11 protein-coding genes are annotated in these 22,814 nt (G+C 39.6%); 2 read left to right on the top strand and 9 right to left on the bottom strand.

The features are described 5' to 3' along the window. Positions 1-91: 91 nt before the first annotated feature. The 6 genes from AB1Z56_RS16555 to AB1Z56_RS16530 all read right to left on the bottom strand — a co-directional run bounded on the left by AB1Z56_RS16555 (position 92) and on the right by AB1Z56_RS16530 (position 13,161). The gene (locus AB1Z56_RS16555; protein WP_182984402.1) at positions 92-1,030 is read right to left on the bottom strand and encodes a malate dehydrogenase; all 939 of its coding nucleotides are present in this window, start codon (positions 1,028-1,030) and stop codon (positions 92-94) included. A gap of 372 nt (positions 1,031-1,402) precedes the next feature. Continuing rightward, positions 1,403-3,733 (bottom strand): BamA/TamA family outer membrane protein, encoded by a 2,331-nt coding sequence (locus tag AB1Z56_RS16550; RefSeq protein ID WP_309366085.1) that lies wholly within the window; start codon positions 3,731-3,733, stop codon positions 1,403-1,405. Then, entirely contained in the window at positions 3,699-8,984 is a 5,286-nt protein-coding gene (locus tag AB1Z56_RS16545; RefSeq protein WP_426789688.1) for a translocation/assembly module TamB domain-containing protein, read from the bottom strand. Before AB1Z56_RS16545 ends, AB1Z56_RS16550 begins: the two co-directional genes overlap by 35 nt. Positions 8,985-9,361: 377 nt before the next feature. Then, positions 9,362-9,736, bottom strand: coding sequence for a DoxX family membrane protein (locus AB1Z56_RS16540; protein ID WP_313268478.1), 375 nt, complete (start codon positions 9,734-9,736; stop codon positions 9,362-9,364). A gap of 18 nt (positions 9,737-9,754) precedes the next feature. Beyond that, positions 9,755-10,096, bottom strand: a complete 342-nt coding sequence (locus tag AB1Z56_RS16535) for a DUF4342 domain-containing protein (protein WP_309366082.1) — start codon at positions 10,094-10,096, stop codon at positions 9,755-9,757. Between the two features lie 428 nt (positions 10,097-10,524). Beyond that, the gene (locus AB1Z56_RS16530; protein ID WP_426789687.1) at positions 10,525-13,161 is read right to left on the bottom strand and encodes a valine--tRNA ligase; all 2,637 of its coding nucleotides are present in this window, start codon (positions 13,159-13,161) and stop codon (positions 10,525-10,527) included. A 288-nt stretch (positions 13,162-13,449) separates the two neighbouring features. Here AB1Z56_RS16530 and AB1Z56_RS16525 point away from each other — a divergent pair, with 288 nt between their 5' ends. After that, a complete protein-coding gene (locus AB1Z56_RS16525) occupies positions 13,450-15,330 on the top strand; it encodes an LTA synthase family protein (RefSeq protein WP_426789686.1) in 1,881 nt (626 codons plus the stop codon). A gap of 4 nt (positions 15,331-15,334) precedes the next feature. Next, entirely contained in the window at positions 15,335-17,260 is a 1,926-nt protein-coding gene (locus AB1Z56_RS16520) for an LTA synthase family protein (protein ID WP_426789685.1), read from the top strand. Positions 17,261-17,272: 12 nt separating this feature from the next. On the opposite strand, the gene AB1Z56_RS16515 is transcribed toward AB1Z56_RS16520, so the two are convergent. The 3 genes from AB1Z56_RS16515 to AB1Z56_RS16505 form a co-directional block, all read right to left on the bottom strand. Then, positions 17,273-18,337: a hypothetical protein gene (locus AB1Z56_RS16515; RefSeq protein ID WP_426789684.1), complete on the bottom strand. Its 1,065-nt coding sequence runs from the start codon at positions 18,335-18,337 to the stop codon at positions 17,273-17,275. A gap of 348 nt (positions 18,338-18,685) precedes the next feature. Beyond that, entirely contained in the window at positions 18,686-19,927 is a 1,242-nt protein-coding gene (gene odhB, locus AB1Z56_RS16510) for a 2-oxoglutarate dehydrogenase complex dihydrolipoyllysine-residue succinyltransferase (protein WP_309366077.1), read from the bottom strand. Positions 19,928-19,990: 63 nt separating this feature from the next. Continuing rightward, positions 19,991-22,732, bottom strand: a complete 2,742-nt coding sequence (locus tag AB1Z56_RS16505; RefSeq protein WP_426789683.1) for a 2-oxoglutarate dehydrogenase E1 component — start codon at positions 22,730-22,732, stop codon at positions 19,991-19,993. Positions 22,733-22,814: the final 82 nt, after the last annotated feature.

Below are 22,814 nucleotides of genomic sequence, written 5' to 3'. Positions count from 1 at the left end.
AAATTTTAAAACCCGTGGTGTGTGTTGAACGTTCATAAAAAAGGCTGTTATTTATAGAATAACAGCCTTTCAACTTTTTATAGTTTATGAGCTACAGCGCTTTTATTTCTTTCAGTACATTATTCATTGTACGTACTGCTTCTGCACTTTTATTGAATTTTTCTTTGTCCTCTTCATCGAGTTGAATGGGGACGATCCGATCCCATCCTTTTTTATTGATGATAACCGGTACCCCAAGATTGATATCTTCTTGACCAAATTCACCTTCCAAATAGACGGATGCGGTAAATAATTTTCCTTGATCACGTACGATACTTTCGACGACTGCAGCCGTTGCTGCTCCTGGAGCATACCAGGCTGAGGTACCGATTAAGCTGGTTAACGTTGCTCCACCAACCATAGTTTTGTGTACAATTTCGTCTTGCTCTTCCGGGGTAAGGAAATCAGTGACTGGAATACTGTTCCACGTGGAGTGCTTGATGAGTGGAATCATCGTTGTATCTCCATGACCACCAATGACAATGGCATTGAGATCGGCAGCAGAAGCATTCAGTTTTTCACTCAGCTGATATTTGAAACGGGCCGAATCCAATGTGCCCCCCATTCCAATAATCCTATTTTTAGGCAGTCCACTTGATTTAAGTGCTAGATAGGTCATGGTATCCATTGGGTTGGAGACGATGACAATAATAATGTCTGGCGAATGCTTTACTAAGTTTTCGACAACCGACTTAACAATATTGGCATTTGTCCCAATCAATTCTTCGCGTGTCATTCCGGGTTTACGAGGAATGCCCGAGGTAATGACAGCAACAGTAGAACCTGCAGTTGACAGATAGTCATTGGTTACTCCCTTGATTTTAGACTCAAAGCCCAATAAAGCTGCGGTCTGTGCCATATCTTGCGCTTTGCCTTCCGCAAACCCTTCTTTAATATCCAATAATACAATCTCCTCGGCGACGTTTCGACGGATTAAATTGTCCGCTGTAGTTGCTCCTACAGCTCCTGCACCAACAATAGTTACTTTCATATGTAAATTATTTGTTTATTCATGAGCTAATTTTTCCGCTTAAGAATTCATGTTGCCTTCAGCGGTTTTATGGTCATATGAAATATCCTGTCTACTTTCACAAATGCCGCTACTATTTTCTTGCATGGATATTTCATGTGCATTTATTTGGACTAGTAAATAATTCTTGAATTTAATGAATTATTGTCAGTAAATCAACGTATTTCGTAGGAATAACTCGTTTTTTGACATAAGAAATACGACCTGAATTTGTTCGGGAGAACGGCACCTGATATCACGGTGCAATGACTGCAATCAACAGTGAAATGGTAAAAAAAGCGGCTTGAAATTCATTCAAGCCGCTTTTTTTGTTTTGCAGGTCAAATCTATAACCTAGAACGGATAGCCGATGGCTAAGTTGAACATGAGGTTATCTTTGCGCCATTTTGAACTTCCAAAGTCGATATCCTTAAATACCCAACGCTCTCCTTTGGGAAGATAGGGGATACGGAACGGTATTGACATATCGGTACGAATGATCAAAAAAGTAAAGTCGAAGCGTAATCCAGCGCCTCCGCCGACGGCTAATTCATTTAAAAAGTTCTTGCTGAACTTACCTCCAGGCTTATTGACATCGTCGCGCTGTAACCATACGTTACCCGCATCAATAAATGCTGCCCAATGAACAAATCCTGCTAATTTGGCTCTGTATTCAGTGTTCAGTTCCAGTTTGATGTCCCCGGTTTGGTCGGCGTAGAAGAGTCCATTGCTTAATTTTTCGGGAGCTACTGTTCCTGGTCCGATTGCACGGGCACCAAAGGCACGAATACTATTTGGACCACCTACATAATATTGTTTTAAATAGGGAAGTGATCGAGAGTTACCATAGGAATAGCTTAACCCTAAACTGACCCGAGAAGCAAGCTGCGAATTCTCCGACAATTTGAGATAATGTCTGCCATCGCCACTGATCTTGATGTATTGGGAGAAATAAGCATCGAACAATTTGAACGTTTTCCCTTTATTGAAATCTGCTCCTTTTATCAAACCGAGTATATTCCCCGAGAGGTCCAGGTTGCCTTTGAAATAAAATGTATTTTTCAAATGCTGCTTCATCGTGTTTTGAAACGTAAAGTTGTAATTTGGGCCAATCGTAAATTGTGGATCTATCGCATGCCTTAGCGCTGGAATAGTATCCATTTGTTTTTGGTAGTTTTCTGAAATACCTTTAGGCTGCACATAGGTAATCTCCATTAAAGCAAGATCGTGCTGCTTCTCCTCAGACTCCTGCCAGATATAACCATAATCCAATGCGATGGAATTTAAGGTATAGGCTTTGCGGCGATTTAGAAATTCATAGCGGCCTTTGACATAAGTCTTCGGAATAAAACGTCGCGTAGGTGAAATCCGCCCAAAAGGGGATAATATCCGGGGAAAGGTCAGTGTAGCCTCCATCCCGTAACGGTAATAACTTGAATTAAGGTCAGCTGATCCGCCGGTCTGCGTTTCATAACCACCGAATACATTAAAACTTAATTGCTCCGCGCCTTTAAATGCGTTTCGTAATGTCCAGTTGACATTGACTTCTGTTCCATTGTATACCGAAGCCATTTTTCCCAAAAGTTCCACACGGAGTGATTTTTTTGGCAATGGGGTTAAGTAATAATAGACGTCCAATGCATTCGGCACCTCTTTGCTGTCTACAAAATTGTTTTTGACAAATTTCCAGCTATTGAGATTTACCAGGTGGCTGATGGTTTGGTTGTGCGCTGTACGGTTGTAGACATCGCCGGGATGGAAGAAGATATGATTCGCGATAACAGGCTTTCTATAGAGATGCTGGCGGTCTATAAAATAGTAGCTGCTATCATACAATTCTGCATTACGGGTAGACCTTTGATAACCCGTGCTTGTTTCGGTGTAGTTGGGGTAAATGTAGATTTTATTGATCTTCGACGGAACCTTGGCCTGTGCCGGTGTTTCCTTCTTTACGGTAACATACATGTCAACCTTGTTGTTCCGATGCGAACTGTCTACCTGAACCAGGATGTAATCTGGGCTGAAATAATAATATCCTTTATTTTTGAGGTCATTGTCGATGCGGTCACGCTCATTTAGGATAACATCAAGACTATAATTTTTACCCACTTGTAAGAGACTTTTATCGGAACTCGAACGAATATCTTTACCAAGCTGCGTCGTGCTGTCAATATCAAATTTAACAGATCTTATTCGGTAGATAAAATTTGGCTTGGCCGTATAATTAACCGTTGCTTTTTTGTTTTCAACTAAAGTGTCAGATTTTACTTCCGCGTTAAAGAAACCAAAATTCTCCAGACGATTGCGCAATAGATTTTCATTGTACTCACGATTGACATCACTCAACAATACTGGTTCTTCACCGATTTTCTTGAAGAATTTTTTGATGATGTTCTTTCCTGCAGAATCTCCGGCCATATTGTTGAAGTACAGCTTGAAAGGCACCCCAGCGAGTCGTTTATTAGGCTTAGGCATGAGCGCTGCTTCAAGATGGGTCGCAATCTTTTCCTTGTTTTCCTTGGAAATGGTGTCCGAATCGACGATCACATTGCCTTTGACATATAAGCTTTCCCCTTCTTTCAGATTCTTGGTCGAAGAACAGGAAGCTATAAACGCAGCCAGGGAAACTATTCCAATAATATATTTTAGTTTAGCTTGCATGATAACTCCTTTCCTCATCTTCATTTTTTATCGCTGTCGTTCTGACTGTATCTACATTTGATTTTGGACTATCGCTTTTCGGCGTACTTTTAGTGGAGTCCAGCTGTTGTTTACGTTTCTCTTTTTCTCTATCTTCCATGCGTTTTCTGTACTCAGGGCTGTGGATCATCAAACTGTCCCGAATGACCGTGCGTACACTGTCACGATAGACCGAATCAGTTTCCATACGTTCGACATCAAAGCGTTTTCTGAAGCCTTTGCTATTGGTGTCATAATACTCTTTGAGTTTTTTCGAACTCATCCAGATTTCCTTAAATCTGTTGTAATCCATATTGATGATAAATCCGATACCTGTTTCTACATATTGGCCTTGGAGTGTGACCTGATATTGGTTTTTACGATATACCCGTGCAAAATAGCGACCATCTTGGGAAAGCTGATAATCCAACTGGATGTCGCCAGCAATATTGTTGGCAGTTTCTCCCGGACGTGTATTTCCTTCAACTTCAAAATTAGAACCAACGGTAATTTTTAGACGATCATTTAAAAGCATTTTAGATACACCGATATTCAGATCTGTTCGGGTTTGTCCCGCTCCAGTCGCATAATCCTCTTCCGAAGTTAGGTTGAAATCCAATTCTACTCCTGTGATAAGTTCGGAAGCCAGGCGGTTCAATTGACCGCTTAGGAATGAACTGATGCTATTTCTAACAATGGCTTCTGTACCACCGCCACCGGATAAACTTTCAAATGGATTGGTCGACATAAAGCGCCCCAAAACGATGAGTGAAAAGACTTGTTTGTTAAGCTCAGAGGGGTTTTCACGCAAGGTGGTCAATGCGTTATTTACTTTGCTGATCACATCTTGGGAAACGACCGAGTTGTTTTCGTCCAAGTCAATGTCAAAATTCAGTTGCGGTTGGAACAATTTGTCTGTAATCTTCAACAAGACATTGAAAGGAATACGTTGCTTGTATAAATTAGCGTTTTCCGATCCCAGTTGAGTCGCGACAAGTTCCAGGGTTGGCGCCTTGGTTGTATATGCTGCCGTGATATTAAGCTGGGCATCCAAGGGATCTCCGTTCCAGGTGATCGTACTTCCTTTTCGGAATGTAAAATCCTTTTTCACAGGGCCAAAACTGAATGAGTAACTTCCTTTGTCTACGGTAAATGTACCTGACAAGGTAATTTTGCTGCTCGCATCAATGCCTGCATTCAGTTCCGCTTCTCCTTGGATATTCAGTGCATCCTGTGAACCGGCATCCAAGAGGATCTTAAATTTAGCGTCCTTATCCGTTTGAAGATTTAGATCGACGTCGATTCCCGTCAATCGGGTTACGGTCATAGAATCTAATTTTGCAAATACGTTGGCTCTTGTCGTATCACTCTTATCAACAAATTCGACAACACCTTTACGATCGGCCATCCCGGGATCCTCGTTTGGCATGACAAAGGTAAAATCCGTATCACCTAATACCTTGATTGTACCATCAACAACAGGCTTATCAAGATTTCCCCGAATACGCAGGTTCGAAGTAAGATACATTTTACCATAGAACATGTCGTTGTCGCTTTGTGTTGAATTGAGTACCTCAAAATTGTTTGTATTGACATTGAGATTAAAGTCAAAATTAGTGTAGGTTTTGGTTTCTATGGATCCCGTTACCTTGGCAATATTTCCTTTTTTGTCTTCCAATGCAAATTTTGGAAACGTAATCCCCCCTTCATCCAAATGAATGGTTTCATCCTTGGCTTTGAAAAGTGCGTTTAGCATAGCAATGTTGAATTGCGCATCTTTAAACTTAACGTCGCCATTAATAAGGGGTTTGGATGGTGACCCTGTTATTTTTAACTGGCCTTCAAGATTTCCCTTCGAGTCTTTTAGATAGCCCAAACTGAATGCCTGGACTGTCTGCATAGAGAGTGGTGTAATGTCTAAGGTGAAGTCCAAGCTCGCCTCTCCCTTAGGAGGATTGATAAAATCACCACTTAATACGACATTATTGCCATTTTCACTGATACTGATATTTGCATTATACGTGTTTTCCTTTTCATTGTTAACTTTTATGTTGACATTACCCACAGTATCTTGTCCGATATAGAATTTGTCGATCACAAGATCGGATACAAATACAGGGCTACTTTCGAGACGTGAAATAGTTGCCTGACCATTAATCCCGCCGCCAAGATCGACTGTTTCACTTTCAAGCATTTTACTTAATGTCTCAATGCGGAAATTCTTAAATGCAATGTTGAGTGGCGAATTAAGCACACTATCCTGCGATGATATACTCAGCTCTTGTCCTTTATTACTTAAGATAAAGTCATTGGCCTGAATACCCGTGCTTCCAAATTTGAGCACGTTGTTTGGATTTATCGTCCATTTGTCATAATTCAGCATAAGTCCATCCTGAAGTAGGCTAAAAACAAATGCACCATTATCAACGCGCATATTGGCGCCCAAATGATACTGCTCTTTCTCTTTCTTGTCCTTAATCCAAAGGCCAAAATCCAAATTGTTTTGGATGACTTTACCACTGAATACTGTATTTACCAGTTCGATATTGCTCACTTTGATTTTATTGATCAAGGCCGAGTAGTAAAGCGTACTGTCCAGGGTATTGATGTCCAAGGTTACATTATTGATTTCGGTACCACTATAGGTGATTTTAGGAGCATCCAACTTGGCAAGGATGGTTTTTGATTGACTATTGAACATACCATCCAACGTGATATCAGACATTTCGGTCAGTTCTGGAAGAAAGTCCTTTATAAATTTAGTCCTGGTCAATTGGGCTGAAAACTCAATATTCTGAGGTTCGTATTTGGGAACTTTAACAGCTTTTCCTGGCTGGTAATATACCTGTAAAATGTCTTGGACGGCGTTCTGCAGCTCTAAAATTTTGTATTTTCCGACCAAATGGGCATTCAAAAAGTCTGATTTTAGTAGCAACAGATTGCGGCTCGTATCGGCTTTTGCAACAAGGGAAATACTGTCTAAAGTATAATATGCGTCGTTGTAGAGAATGGATGAATTGGTGATATGTGCCTCCCCATTTAAAAAATTTGGATCGGCTGAACTGAAATTGCCAACAAGTTTTCCATGGTATTTGAGTTCGTCGTCCATTAATTTTAAGTTTTTAAGATTGATGGTATCTACCATAAGCTCAAAATCCACCTGCGGATATTTGGACTTCATGTTGGCCGTTGCATTTAACTTCAATTGGATATTGGGGTCGGGACTAACCACGGAAGCTTTAATATCCCCTTTGTCTGCAGTGAGATTCATATCGATATTCTGATAACGATAACCCATAGCATCCATTCGATTTACCTTGCCATCAAAATTGGCGACAAGTTTTTTGGGATCTGTTCCATGACCTTTAATTTTTCCCTCAAAGGAAAGTATACCTAAGGTACTGTCCATTTTCATGATCTTACCAATGTCAAAATCACGAATACTGACAAATGCATCATAGGTTGTATCGCGACCTATCATGCCTACTTTACCATTGAACTTGGCTGTCCCTTTCTCCGTTACCAGTGAAAGGTTGGTGTTAAAGGCGTTCATTCCGCCATTAAAAGTTCCCGTAAGTCCGATCGTATTGGGCAACTCTATTCCGCTAGGGAGCATATTTTTTGAAACCAGCTTTTCGATATCTGAACGACCTGTAGTGAATTTCTTTAAATTAAGATCCATGGACATTTTATCGACATTGGGTAGCCCCTTTAAATGTAGACTTGCAATGACACGTGTATTAGACAGGGTCTGAAAATCAATTGCCGGAATATTTAAATCATTTACCTTGCCCACAACGCGACCATCAATATTAAACTTTTTGTCCATCAATGGTTTCATCACCTGCATAGTATCCAAAAACGGTGCAAAGTAGTAGATGTCGCGCATATCTACATGACTCTTTTTGATCGTTGCATTGACATAGATCAGTTCAGGTTTTTTAGCGATAACATCCAAAGAAGGGTAGGTTACTTTTAAGTAATCCCGTAGGAGAGTACGCGGTGTCTCTGCGTAAAGATTTTTGATCTCCGCACCGGTATTTGTATACTTAAAATCGCCCTTCAATTGCTTGATCACAAATCCCGATTGATCGGAGGCTACAAGCTCTTTTAATGATCCGCTGATCGAATCGGCGCTATAGTAAAGATCATTTAAACTGGTTTTCATTCCAGGGATCTTAATATTGAAGTAATCAAAGCCTTTCATACGGGCCTGATTATCGTCTCTATACGCTAAGCTTGTATTGTTGATTTGGATATCTTTTGCAGAGACAATCCAGTTTATTTTGGTCGTATCCGCGGTGTTTTCCGCTGTTGTGTTTACTTTTTTCTGGATCTTTCCAAAGAGCACATTATTGTCCGAACCGTCAAGATTGATCGTTTGAATATCGACAAGTTCTTTGTTCAGATCGATCTTGTTAATATCTGCATGCAGGTTTTTGATATAAAACTTGGTGTTCAACAGGCTAGATTGATCCTCGTACCGCACTAAGATATTGGTTAGGTCGGCAATCTGTATACCAACATCAGGAAGCAATGTGGTTGTTTGTGCGGTTTTATCGGTAATGCCAAAGTCTTTGACCGTGGGTGCTGTGCCATCAACAACTGGTCGCCATTGTTTCACTGTGGCACTCAGACCATCGATCTTCACTTTGGGCAGATTGAAAGCCATATTTTTTGTGAGATCGAACTTCTTAATGTTGGTATTCAGGCTATTCAGATAAACATCTGCGCTCGTTCCAATAACATCATCGGAATAGACAATATGAAATTTGTCAAATTTGACTTTATCAAGGTTAAATAGGAGTGCTGAACTGCTGTCAGCAGTTGGTTTGCTTTCTTTTTGAGAAGCAAAAGCTTTGACAATATAATCAAAGTTGAACGAACTGTCGGGTAGCGTACGGCGAATTTTTGCAGTGATTCCTTCTGCTTCAATACGCTGAATTTCAACGGTATTTTTCAGAAGTTTAAGCATGTTGATATCCACCGCTATACTTTTTCCAGCAACTAAGGTATCTTTACTTTGGTCAGCTAAATAGATGTCCTCTAAAACCAGTTTTTTAGGAAAATCAATATTGATATAGCCAATTTTTACAGGAGTACCAATCTTTCCTTCTACATATTGAGTTACTTTTCCAGCAATATAGTTCTGGACGGAAGGTATTCTGATTAAGAATACGATGAGAATAGCCAGCGCAATTATTACTCCAATAATCCACAATATTGTTTTGAAAGCAATTCGGGTAAATCTGTTCAACGTATAATTTGATTTAAGTATCTATTAATAAAAATTAAAACGGAAAAAAGTTTGCTTAGTTTTCAGATATCTAACTTATATCTCCACTATTCCAGCAAACTAAGATAAATTTGCTTGTAAATGCAAGTTTAATTTATGCGTTATACCTATTAGCAAATATCTTAACAGTTTTTCATTTCCACTCTAAAAGTCTTTTGTCGTGGGAATGTTATAAAAACACATCAAATAATTGACCAAACCATTATAGTCGTATAAATTTTTTTGTTTTTTAATTTTATGTTAATAAAAGCATTAAATACCTATCAATTTGTCAAAAAAATAGGTATTTAATAAATGTAGTGTCTTGCTGAATATTCGTTTTGGGGAGAATAAGGGTATTATTCCATCAATTTTTTATACTTGCCCCAGTTCTCAAATACCACCCATAACCATATGATGAACAGTACAGCCCAAATAATTAATCCCATCTGGCTAAAGAAAATCATATTGTGGGTAAAAATACCAATGAGTATCGGGAAGATGACCAATGCACCCAGCGTTCTTGTTTTAGGAAAAATAAATAATAAACCACCCAACAGTTCGATGATTCCAACCAGTGGCATTAACCATTTTATAGTAGCAAAAGCCTCAAATACCTTTTTCATGTCCATATCCATTGGTGGTACGGGCATATAATGAAAAAGCTTATCTAGCCCTGCATTGATGAATAGCAAGGCGAATAGAATACAAAGTATATTTTTAAAGATCTTCATAAGGGTCAATTTATCTAATTATTTTACAGTTATCGTTGTGGGTGGATCAGTACTGTTATCTTCTTTGCCTTCCTCGTCTTTGTCTGTATTTCGTTCTACGGTGATCGTACATTCTGTAAGCAATGCTGCTACAGCGCCAATTGCTGCAAAGACAGGTGCTAAGATTAAGCCTATTGCACCAATCGTGACAGGAAAACTCATGATTTCTTTGCCATGTTTGTCCGAAATACTGATTTTGCTAACGTTGCCCTCAGCAATGATTTCTTTGATTTTCTGTAAAAGGTTTTCACCGTTAATCTGAAATGTTTCTTTGAATCCCATAATGATATAATTTAAGTTCACTCTTATAAAGTTATTCATTTTTTTACAGGAATCAGTATAAAGTTAATCGCATTGTTTGCTGCTGAATAATTATAAACTTTATGCTGTTTTATAACGGGACAATTTCATTTTGCAGTTTTACTTCCCAAGTTTATATCGGACATCCTTGACGTATATATTACCTGAGAAGGGCGAGCCGAAATTCTCTTGAATCGTGTATTTAGCATTTTGCAGAAACCCATCTCCGGTGCGTAAAAACTGGAAACCAACTTCGTTATTTACACGATCATTTAACGTAGGTTATACGTATTTAAAACGGTGCTTATTCGGTTACAACCGAACAAGCACCGAACAAGCACCGAAGAAGTACCGAATGAGCACCGAAGGATCTCCGAATTTGCTCCCTCCTTAATCAAAAAAAATCCCGTGCAAGGCACGGGATTTTTAAAAGATTTATTGAATAGGTTTTAACCTAATGCTGTTAAGCTTTCTTGAAGAATTTTAATCTTTGCTTCGGCATCAGCTTTTTTACTTTTTTCGTTTTCAACAATTTCAGGTTTAGCATTTTGCACAAATCGTTCATTGGAAAGTTTTTTGTCTACAGATACAAGGAAACCTTTTAGGTATTCCAATTCTTTCTCGATGCGCTCACGTTCAGCATCCGCATCAATATTATTTTCCAACGTAACATAACATTCGTCTTTGCCAGCAAGGAAGCTTGTTGCACCTGCTACTTTCTCAGAAACAAAAGTTACGCCTTCCAAGTTTGCAATCTTGGTAATGATGTCAATATATTGAACTAGATTGATATTTGATTGTTGATTGATCGCTAATGGTAAAGCAACTTTAGGGGAGATACCTTTAGAATTGCGAATACTACGGACTTCCGAAATGATCTGTTGAGCGATCGCGAAATCTTTTATGAGCTGCTCGTCAAACTTATCCGCTGTAGGATAAGCGGCTACGATAATGCAATCTTTCTCGTCTTTCACACCGAACAATTCGTCATGCCACAATTCTTCTGTCAAGAAAGGCATGAAAGGGTGTACCAGTGTGAGGATGCGTTGGAAGAAAGATTTGACTGTTTCTAAAGTTTCCGCAGAAATAGGAGAACCATAAGCCGGTTTAACTAATTCAAGGTACCAAGCACAGAAGTCATCCCATACCAATTTGTAGGTTGTCATCAATGCATCTGATAAACGATAGTGCTTGAAGTTTTCTTCGATATCGACCAAGGCCTGGTTTAATCTTGCCTCAAACCAAGAAGCCGAAATCTTATCTGACTCCGAAGCTGGATTAGCGGTAATTTCCCAGCCTTTTACCAAGCGGAAGGCATTCCAGATCTTATTGGCAAAATTACGGCCTTGTACACAAAGTTCAACGTCAAAAGGAAGGTCATTACCCGCCGGGGCAGTCAATAACATTCCCATCCGCGTTGCATCAGCACCATATTCATTCATCAAATCAATCGGATCGGGAGAGTTGCCCAGTGATTTAGACATTTTACGGCCCAGCTTATCACGTACAATACCTGTGAAATAAACATTTTCAAAAGGTAATTGCCCACGGAATTCATATCCTGAAACGATCATACGTGCTACCCAGAAGAAAATGATATCTGGGGCAGTGACCAAATCTTGCGTAGGGTAGTAATAATTGATTTCAGCATTTTCAGGCTCATTGATGCCATTAAATACTGAAATTGGCCATAACCAAGCTGAAAACCAAGTATCAAGTACATCCTCATCTTGACGTAGATCGGTCAATTGAAGAGCTGTATTACCTGATTTTTCCTGCGCTAAAATAAGGGCTTCTTCAACCGTTTGTGCAACCACAAAATCTTCGTTACCATCGCCATAGAAATACGCTGGTATCTGATGTCCCCACCACAATTGTCTTGAGATATTCCAGTCGGTAACATTCTCCATCCAGTTGCGATAGATATTTTTAAATTTTGTTGGATGAAATTTAATGGTATCGTCCATGACGTTGTCCAATGCCGGCTTTGCAAGATCCTCCATTTTAAGGAACCACTGATTGGAGATTTTTGGCTCAATAACGGCACCGGTTCGCTCTGAAGTTCCAACATTATTGGTATAGTTTTCCACTTGCTCCAATAATCCTTTTTCCTCCAGCTCTTTCTCGATTTCCTTCCGGACTTTAAAACGATCCATACCAGCATAATGCAGGCCATTGTCGTTCAGTTTTGCTTCGTCGGTAAAGATGTCGACAAATTCCAGGTTGTGCTTTTTACCCAGTGCGTAGTCATTCACATCGTGCGCTGGAGTAACTTTAAGGCATCCTGTACCAAATTCCAAATCGACATATTCATCTTCAATGATGTTCACTTTTCTGCCAACGATCGGAACAATGACTTGCTTTCCTTTTAACCAGGTGTAGCGTTCATCATTGGGATTGATACACACGGCCGTATCACCAAAGATGGTCTCAGGACGCGTCGTCGCTACAACAATGTATTGATCGGTACCTTCAACCTGATATTTCAGGTGGTATAATTTGCCATTTTTCTCTTTATAAATAACTTCTTCGTCTGAGATATTTGTTTTTGCTTCAGGATCCCAATTAACCATGCGGTAACCACGATAGATCAATCCTTTATTGTACAGATCGACAAATACACGAATAACAGATTGGTATAATTCTGGATCCATGGTAAAACGTGTACGATCCCAGTCACAGGAAGCGCCAAGTTTTTCAAGTTGTTTTAGAATAATACCACCGTATTTTTCCTTCCATTCCCAAGCATGTTTCAAGAAATCTTCACGCGATAACGATCGTTTGTCAATTCCCTGTTCCTTCAACATAGCGACGACTTTAGCTTCCGTGGCGATGGAGGCGTGATCGGTTCCCGGTACCCAACAAGCGTTTTTTCCTTGCATACGTGCCCGGCGAATCAAAACGTCTTGAATGGTATTGTTTAGCATATGCCCCATGTGCAATACTCCAGTGACATTCGGAGGAGGCATCACAATCGTGTAAGGTTCACGTTCGTCTGGGGTGGAACGGAAAAATCCATTCGCTTTCCAATAGCTGTACCATTTTTCTTCAGCTTCTTTTGGATTGTAAGTTTTCGCTATGCTCATTTTAAATTTTTGTATTCAAACTTTTAAGGAACACAAAAGTAAGGAATTCTATGTTATTTTCCTTAGTTATCCACTTATCTTGTTTTCAAACAAAAAGAAGCTCTGAATAAAGGCTAAGTAATAGGTTTAGTGATGGATCCTCCTAAGCAGAAGCGGAGGTTATTGCAGCGAGGAAAAGCATAACGTAAGATTTATACTTTTTTAATCTTTTCTTCATATTACTAAGTAATTAGCCTGTATTTCATGTAAATTAATGTAAATTTGCCTGTTTTATTTTTATTCGAAGGGATGCAACGATTTGCTAATGAGCTAAGAGCCTTAACACAATATTTTTTATTTTGGTTAATTGTCTGTTTTATAGATAGATTGATTTTTGTTACTGCTTTTTTTGAGAAAATAGGTTTTTCCAATTTTACGGAGATTTTCAGGATTTATTACCATGGTCTGAATCTGGATTTTTCTGCTGTTTCCTATATATGTGCTTTACCATTTCTTGTGTATTGCATTTTAGGCTTTTTCCCAAAACTGAAACCTAAAAGAACGATTTTGGATATCTATACCGTTATCGTCCTGGTTTTGTTTTTTGTGACAAGTTTTATCAATGTCAATATCTATCGTGAATGGGGCGACAAGATTTCTAAGCGTGCTATAGATGCATTTTTTGCTTCACCCTCGGGAGCTGTAGCCTCGGCCGAGTCCACGCCGGTATTTCTCCCCATCGTTGGCATGTTGATCGGCATATTCTGTGGTTATTTTCTATACCGCTGGATGTTTAAAAAAGTCTCTTTTTTCAATATCAAGTCGCCTATTGGTAATTTTTTTAAATTGGCAATAGGAGTTTTTGTGCTCTTCACCTTTATCCGTGGTGGTTATGGACGAGCAACATTAAACCCGAGTAAAGCCTATTATTCTGAAGTAACATTTTACAATCATGCAGCCGTTAATACCCAATGGTCTTTTTTACGGGATTTCTTTGCTGAAAGTACCAAACTGAAAAATCCATATAGTTACTATGGTGATCAGAAAGAGATTCAGGACAAGCTGCGCCCCGCCTTTCAAAGTCAGCCTGATTCGGCGGTTGAGGTGCTTTCAACGACGCGTCCAAATGTCGTTATTATCATGCTAGAAAGCTTTGTTGGCGATCTTATTCAGTCTCTTGGAGGCGAAAAGGGAATTACGCCGCACATGGAAGAATTGATTAAGGGCGGGATTTTGTTTGATCATATTTATTCAGCTGCTGACCGATCCGACAAAGGCATGGTAGCGGTGCTGAGTGGTTTTCCGGCGCAAGGGCCCGAGAGTATTATCAAGTATATCGACAAACATGAAAATATGCCTGCCATTGGACAGGAGTTTGATCATGCGGGCTACGAAACATCATTTTATCACGGTGGTCAGAGCGAGTTTTATAATTTTAAATCGTATATGCTGACGCATGGGATGTCTAGGGTTGTGGATAATGCCAATTTTGGGTTAGATGCGGAACGTGCCTCGTGGGGGGTATATGACCATGTGGTCTTTAATCAGATGATCAAGGATTTCAGAAAGGAAAAACAACCTTTCTTCTCGACCATTTTTACCCTAATTAATCACGAACCATTTGAATTAAAACACGGCTATAAATTTGGTAATGCCACCAATGCGGATAAATTCAGAAGTACGGCAAATTATACAGATTCGGCTGTTTTTGATTTTATCAATAAGGCTAAAAAGGAAGCTTGGTATAAAAATACGCTTTTCGTTATTGTGGCCGATCATGGACATCGCCTTCCGTCAGAAAAATGGGAGCTATTTCACCCCAATCGCTTTCATATTCCACTGATCTTTTTCGGTGATGTGATCAAGCCTGAATATCGAGGAAAAATATTCAATAGAATCGGCAATCAAACGGATTTGGCAGCTACCTTATTGACGCAACTGAAGCTTCCTACAGATCGTTATCATTGGAGCCGGGATTTGTTTAATCCAACGACTCCTCAGATTGCATTTTATAACTCGAAAGATGCCTTTGGTGTAATTACACCACAACAGGCAGTTTCTTTCGATAATGTAGGAAGGATTATCAATTATAGATCCAATAAAGAGTATCCTGCTGGCAAAACAGACAGCTTATTGAATATCGGCAAAGCGTATTATCAAGACGTATATCGTGAATTTTTAAAATATTAGGGCTATGAAATTAAAAGGAGTATTTGCACCTTATTTTGCTGTCGCAATTCGTTTTATCTTTCTTTTAGTCATCTATGCATTATTGAGATTGGGTTTTTATGGCATCAATGCTTCCTTATTTCCGCATGTCGATGCAGCTAAGCTCCTGGTGATGTTTGCCGGTGGTGTGCGCTTTGACATTGTAGCCTTGCTGTATTTAAATATTCTTTATATTGTAATGTTGACTGTTCCAGGGCCGTTTAAGGATAACCGGATCTACCAGCAAGTTGCCAAATGGGTCTTTATTGTGGTCAATTCGCTTGGTATAGCGTTAAACCTGATTGATTTTGCCTATTATCCATTTACACTTAAAAGAACGACTGGAACGGTGATCGACCAATTTTCCAATGAATCCAACCTGATGAAATTGGCTTTTGATTTCTGTTTGGATTATTGGTATCTCATCATACTGTTGGTACTGATTGTTTATGGTTTGATTAAATCCTATCAGCTTATTCAGATTGAAAGGAATACGAAATATAACTGGAAGTCATTTTTGATCCAAGTGCCTTTATTTTTATTGACGGCTTTTCTTTTCATCGGTGGTGTGCGTGGCGGTTGGGCCCATAGTACGCGTCCTATTACATTAAGCAATGCCGGGGATTATGTAGAGACACCAGAAGAAATGAATATTGTACTGAACACACCATTCAGTATATTGAAAACATTAAAGGCTGTCAATCTGAAACCTGTTCATTATTATTCCGACCAAGAGCTTGAGCAGTTATACAATCCCATTCATTTACCACAATCAGACCAGCCTTTTGCAAAGAAAAATGTCGTCGTTCTGATTTTGGAGAGTTTTGCAAAAGAGCATTTTGGTGAATTGAATAAAGATATTCAAGGTGGAAAATACAAAGGTTATACACCTTTTTTGGATTCATTGATCCGCAATGCTTACACATTTACAGATACCTATGCCAATGGTCGTAAATCAATTGATGCGCTACCATCAGTTATTACGGGTATTCCTTCCATAGGTGAGCCTTTTGTACTTTCGATATATTCTGGAAATGAAACCACAAGCTTAGCAAAGCTCTTGGGAAAAAAGGGCTATGAGACTGCTTTTTTTCACGGAGCACCCAATGGCAGTATGGGCTTCTCAGCTTATATGAAACTGGCGGGTATCCAGCATTATTTTGGTAAAAATGAATATAACAATGACGCTGACTTTGACGGTATATGGGGAATCTGGGATGAACCGTTTTTGCAATTTGTAGCCAATAAGATCAATACTTTTCATCAGCCGTTTTTCGCTAGTTTCTTCTCTTTATCTTCACATCATCCATTTAAGGTACCTGAAAAATATCAGGGGAAATTTCCGAAAGGACCATTGCCCGTGCAGGAACCCATTGGATATACCGATAATGCGCTGCGTGAATTTTTTGCAACAGCATCTAAAATGCCTTGGTACAAGAATACCGTATTCGTTATCTGCGCAGACCATGCTACTGTAAGCTACCTGCCGGAATATCAAACGGCAGCAGGGGGCTTCCAAATTCCTATTATATTTTATGCACCTGGCGATAGCCTAGTTGGCAAAGCGGATAAACTGGTACAGCAAATAGATATAATGCCTACTATTTTGAATTATTTGCATTATGATGAACCTTATTTTGCCTTTGGTTCAGATGCCTTTAAACCGGGGAAGGACAATTTTGTGCTCAATAACAATGCGGGGAGCTATAACCTTTATTATAAAGATTATATGATGTCCTATGATGGACTGAAAGTGACATCATTTTATGACCTTAAGAAGGACCGCTTGATGAAACAGGATCTGCTGAAACAGCATCCCGCCATATTGGATACAATGGAGACCAAAATGAAAGCTTTTATCCAGCAATATAACAATCGTATGATTGAAAATAAGCTGACCTATAAAAAGTAGGCTGTCGGTTTTCTAGGTAGACAACCTTGATCGTATGCTTCTATCGATAATAAATAAAACCAAGTCATAGACGAGGTAGATCAATGGTAAAGTGAAGATGACCAACAGGATAAAACCTCTGGACTTTTCGTCAAAGACTCCATTGACAAGATAGTTGGCCAGGCTGGACCAAAACCAGATGAAGAAGTAGAAAGAGCTTGGAATGATTAGATTTCCAACGAGGAGTGCATAGCGATATTTGCCACTTTTGTATTTTAGATAGATACATCGAATATGTAGGTATAGTAGAAATATCGACCCGATCAGGGCGAGCAGTTCGGGGTGCACCCAAAGAATTGCTTTTGCGAACAAAGAGGTTTTTAGGCCAACTTCAATATGAAAACTCTCTTTCTTTTCTACCTGATCAATGACCCAGTGAGCGATCGAATCTGTCTGTAATTTGGCGGTTCCCAAATCCTGCGCAAGGACTTCCATCGCGCCGTTTAGGTGGAGATACAAGTCAATCCGGCCAAAGGAAGACCAATATCTGGAAGGAAATAAAAGGTAATCAATTTCGTATCTGGTTCGGATATCGCGCCGGTCATAGCCCATATAAGCGCTGTATTGAACCTGAATATTGTTTTCACCTTTGTGTAGCTTAGCGGTAAAATAAAATGCATCATCCAGCGAAATACGCTTCCATTCATCGCTGTCGTAACTGATTTCATAATAACCATCCTTTAAACGTAAAAAAGGGAACTTGGAATCGGGCTGATCCATCGCCTTTGCTTTGATCTCTTTCTGATTGACAAGTACCCGATCTAATCCATCCATATTTAGCGCGAGAAATACGAGCGGTAATTCGATCTCTTCTTCAGCATGGATATTGTATACAATGCTGAAGTGACTACGATAGTCCGAATGATAATCAGTGGTGTCCAATAAAAGGCGGATGTCGATACGCTCATGAGTGACTTTTACCTTACCGGCAGGAACGAGCTGTCCTGTTATGCTGTGCGGACTTCTTGGGTTTGCCATGTTGGCAAACAGTGTCGTTACAGTGAGTAATAGATATGCAGCTGTTATTAAAATTTTCATTTTGTTTGATAAGGTCTGCTTAATAATCAATTTCACGTTCGTATAGGAGCTTTTACGTTATAAAGCCGGCTGTATATGGAGATATGCTTGATCTTTAACAAGATGAAAGTAAAAATTAAAAGGGAGAAAATAAAAGGACAACTTATATTCGTCTATCACCGATTTATATTCGTTAAGTATATTGTTTCTTACCGATGTAAATAAAACCTTCATGACTTCGCAGACACCAACAGCAATGAAAGCGAACTGAGGGTTCTTTCTGGCCAATAAGATCAGACACTTTCAGAAAAAAAAGACCTATACCACAAAGGCATAGGTCTTTTTTATATTTCCAAACTTTATTGCGGTTTAAACACCCAACAATAAACGAGCTGGATCTTCCAATAATTGTTTTACACGAACCAAGAAGCTTACTGATTCACGACCATCAATGATGCGGTGATCGTAAGAAAGTGCGATGTACATCATTGGACGGATGACCACCTGGCCATTTTCAGCGATAGGACGTTGGATGATGTTGTGCATACCCAAGATCGCCGATTGTGGTGCGTTGATGATCGGCGTAGACATCATTGATCCGAATACACCACCATTGGTAATTGTAAATGTACCACCAGTCATTTCGTCGATCGTTAATTTGTTGTCACGCGCCTTACCTGCCAATGCGGCGATCGCTTTTTCGATTTGTTCCAATGACATTGCATCAGCGTTACGGATAACTGGAACAACCAAACCTTTAGGTGCAGAAACCGCGATTGAAACATCTGCGAAATCAGAATATACAATTTCGTTATCTTCAATACGAGCATTTACTGCAGGCCATTCAGCCAATGCAGTTGTTACTGCTTTTGTAAAGAATGACATGAAACCAAGACCGATTCCAAATTTCTCCTTAAAGGTATCTTTATATTTAGCACGTAGATCCATGATCGGCTGCATATTGACTTCATTGAATGTTGTCAACATGGCTGTTTCGTTTTTAACGGCAACTAGGCGTTTTGCGATCGTTTTACGTAATGAAGATAATTTCTCACGACGCTCGTTTCTAGAACCCGCCACCGGAGCAACTGTCGCAGCTGGAGCCGCAGCAGGTTTTGCAGCTGGCGCAGCAGCTTTAGCAACAGGTTGCGCTTTTTCGGCATCTTCTTTTGTGATGCGACCTTCTTTACCTGTTCCTTTTATTGTCGAAGGATCTATTCCTTTTTCTCTTAAGATTTTTGCAGCAGCAGGAGAAGCTGTACCAGCAGCGTAGCTATCTGGATCTTCATCTTTTGCAGCGGCAGCCGCAACTGGAGCTGCATTTGAAGCTTCTGCAGCAGGGGCAGCAGCTGGAGCTGAACCACCAGCAGGAGCAGCGCCTTCTTCAATTGTACAAACAACAGCACCGATTTCTAAAGTATCACCTTCTTGTGCAATGATTCTTAAGATACCCGCTTTTTCAGCTGGTAATTCAAACGTTGCTTTGTCTGATTCCAGTTCGGCGATGTTTTCATCCATCTCCACATAATCGCCATCTTGTTTCAACCATTGTGATAAGGTTACCTCCGTGATTGATTCACCTACGGTTGGTACTTTAATTTCTAAGCTCATATATAATGTTCTTTATTGACAATTGCGTCCTATAGATAAGACGCAATTGATTTTAAATTGTTTTTATTCGAATGATTTATTTAAGATTTCTGCTTGTTGCGCAACGTGTTGTTTCATGTAACCCGTCGCTGTACTTCCACTTTCTTTACGGGCAACAAAACCTGTAAAGGCAATCTCAGTACCCATTAGTTTACGGCAGTAGTAAGACCATGCGCCCATGTTCTCATTTTCTTCCTGAACCCAAACAAATTCTTTTGCCTTGCTGTATTTTTTACGGATTGCTTTCAATTGCTCTGTAGGAATTGGGAATAATTGTTCCAATCTTACAATAGCGATATCTTTGCGTTTGTCCGTTTCTTGTTTCTCTAATAAGTCGTAGTAAACTTTACCCGAGCAGAACAATACGCGTTTAACGTCTTTCGCCGCAACATTGGCATCATCGATTACCTCTTGGAAAGCAGCTTCTGTAAAATCTTTCAACGGTGATACCACTTTAGGGTGGCGCAACAATGATTTTGGTGTAAATACAACCAATGGTTTACGGAACTCACGTACCAGTTGACGACGCAATAAGTGGAAATAGTTAGCCGGAGTAGTACAATTTGCTAAGATCATATTCTCATCTGCACATAACTCTAAGAATCTTTCAATACGTGCCGAAGAGTGCTCAGGACCTTGACCTTCCATACCATGAGGAAGCATCATGACCAAACCGTTAGAACGTTTCCATTTTGTCTCTGCACTCGATAGATATTGATCTACAATGATTTGAGCACCGTTATAGAAATCTCCGAATTGAGCTTCCCAAATTGTCAATGAATTTGGATTAGAAGATGCATAACCATATTCAAAGCCCAAAACAGCATATTCTGAAAGTAATGAATTATAGATAGAGAATTTATCACCCCCTTTAATATTGGCTAAAGGAACATATTTCTCTTCGGAATCTTCTAGTGTCAATACCGCATGACGGTGTGAGAATGTACCACGTTGTACATCTTGACCCGAGATACGAACACGGTTACCTTGATCCAATAATGTCGCATAAGCCATCAATTCGCCCATTGCCCAATCGTATGAATCAGCCGTGATCATTTTGGCACGGTCTTCAAATAAACGTGTAATCTTACGGAAGAATTTTTTGTCTGCTGGTAAGGTGGTGATTTCTTTCGCTAATTTTAAGAATAGATCCTTCGCAACTTTCGTTTTATCCGAGGTTGTTAATACTTCACCTTTTTTAGCTGGACGCAATCCTTCCCATGCACCCTTAAACATCGGGATCTCCTCAGTCAATACCTCAACTGTTTTAGATTCCTCAAATTTAGTTTGTAATTCAGCTTTAAATTCTTTCTCGATATTTTTTGAATACGCCTCGTCAATACTACCTTCAGTAATTAATTTTTTAGCGTAAACTTCTTTCGGGTTCGGATGTTTTTCGATGATTTTATACAACAATGGTTGCGTGAATTTTGGTTCATCAGCCTCATTGTGTCCAAATCTTCTATAACATAACAGATCGATAAATACGTCTGTTTTATATTTTTGACGGTATTCAACAGCTAAATTAATCGCATAAACTACCGCTTCAGCATCATCACCGTTCACATGGAACACAGGTGAAGAAGTGATTTTTGCTACGTCTGTACAGTATGTTCCAGAACGCGCATCCTTATAGTTTGTTGTAAAGCCGATCTGGTTGTTGATCACAATATGTACCGTACCACCAGTTTTGTAACCATCTAATTTCGACATTTGAGTTACTTCATAAACTACACCCTGACCAGCAATTGCTGCGTCACCGTGAATGATGATCGGCGCGATTTTAGAAGAGTCACCTTCGTATTTGAAGTCGATCTTAGAACGAACCATACCTTCAACGATTGGATCTACAGTTTCCAAATGCGAAGGGTTCGGTGCCAAACTTAGGTGGACAGATTTGCCATCGTTTGTTTTAACCTCAGATGAAAAGCCTAAATGGTATTTTACGTCACCGCCAAAGTTTACTTCAGGATCATCAGCATAAGTTTTACCTTCAAATTCAGAGAATACTGATTTGTAAGATTTGCCCATGATATTGGTCAATACATTCAGACGGCCACGATGAGCCATACCGATAACAAATTCCTGGATACCGATTTCTGCACCTTTTTCAATGACAGAATCTAATGCTGGAATTAAACTTTCAGCACCTTCCAATGAGAAGCGTTTTTGACCTAAAAACTTCGTGCCTAAAAAGTTTTCGAATACAACGGCGTGGTTTAATTTGTTGAGGATTCTCTTTTTTGTGTCCAAAGAGAATTTAGGCATGTTGCGATCCGCTTCCATGCGGTCCTGTAACCATTTAATTTTTTCTGGGTTACGGATATATTTGAATTCTGCACCAATAGAACGGCAGTAAGTATCCTCTACCAGCTGACGAATGTCTTTCAATGTTGCTGGACCTAAACCAACTTCAACACCTGCATTAAAAACGGTGTTCATGTCTGCTTCAGCAAGACCAAACGTTTCCAATTCCTTGCCAGGATAGTATTTACGTCTCTCACGAACAGGGTTAGTGTGCGTGAATAAGTGGCCACGGTCGCGGTAGCCATTGATCATGTTCAGCACATTGATTTCTTTCAATACGTGCTCAGGAGTAGCTTCGCCTACTGAACTTGTTGTTCCACCAGCATTTTGACCGAAATCAAAACCTTCAAAGAATTTTTGCCATCCGAAATCTACCGATTGGGGATCTTGCTTGTACGATTGATATAAGCCATCGACATAAGCCGAATCAGCATTACTCAAATATGTCAGATTGTCCATTTACAATTAAAACTATGAAATTTGTCAAAGTTATGAATAAAAAAAGAGTTTCTAATACTGAAATTGAATAATTTAATCAATA

Source organism: Sphingobacterium sp. WOUb80, assembly GCF_050058145.1.
Taxonomy (GTDB): domain Bacteria; phylum Bacteroidota; class Bacteroidia; order Sphingobacteriales; family Sphingobacteriaceae; genus Sphingobacterium.
Note: the sequence above shows the minus strand (reverse complement) of the source record. Positions and strands in the feature narration are given on the sequence as shown.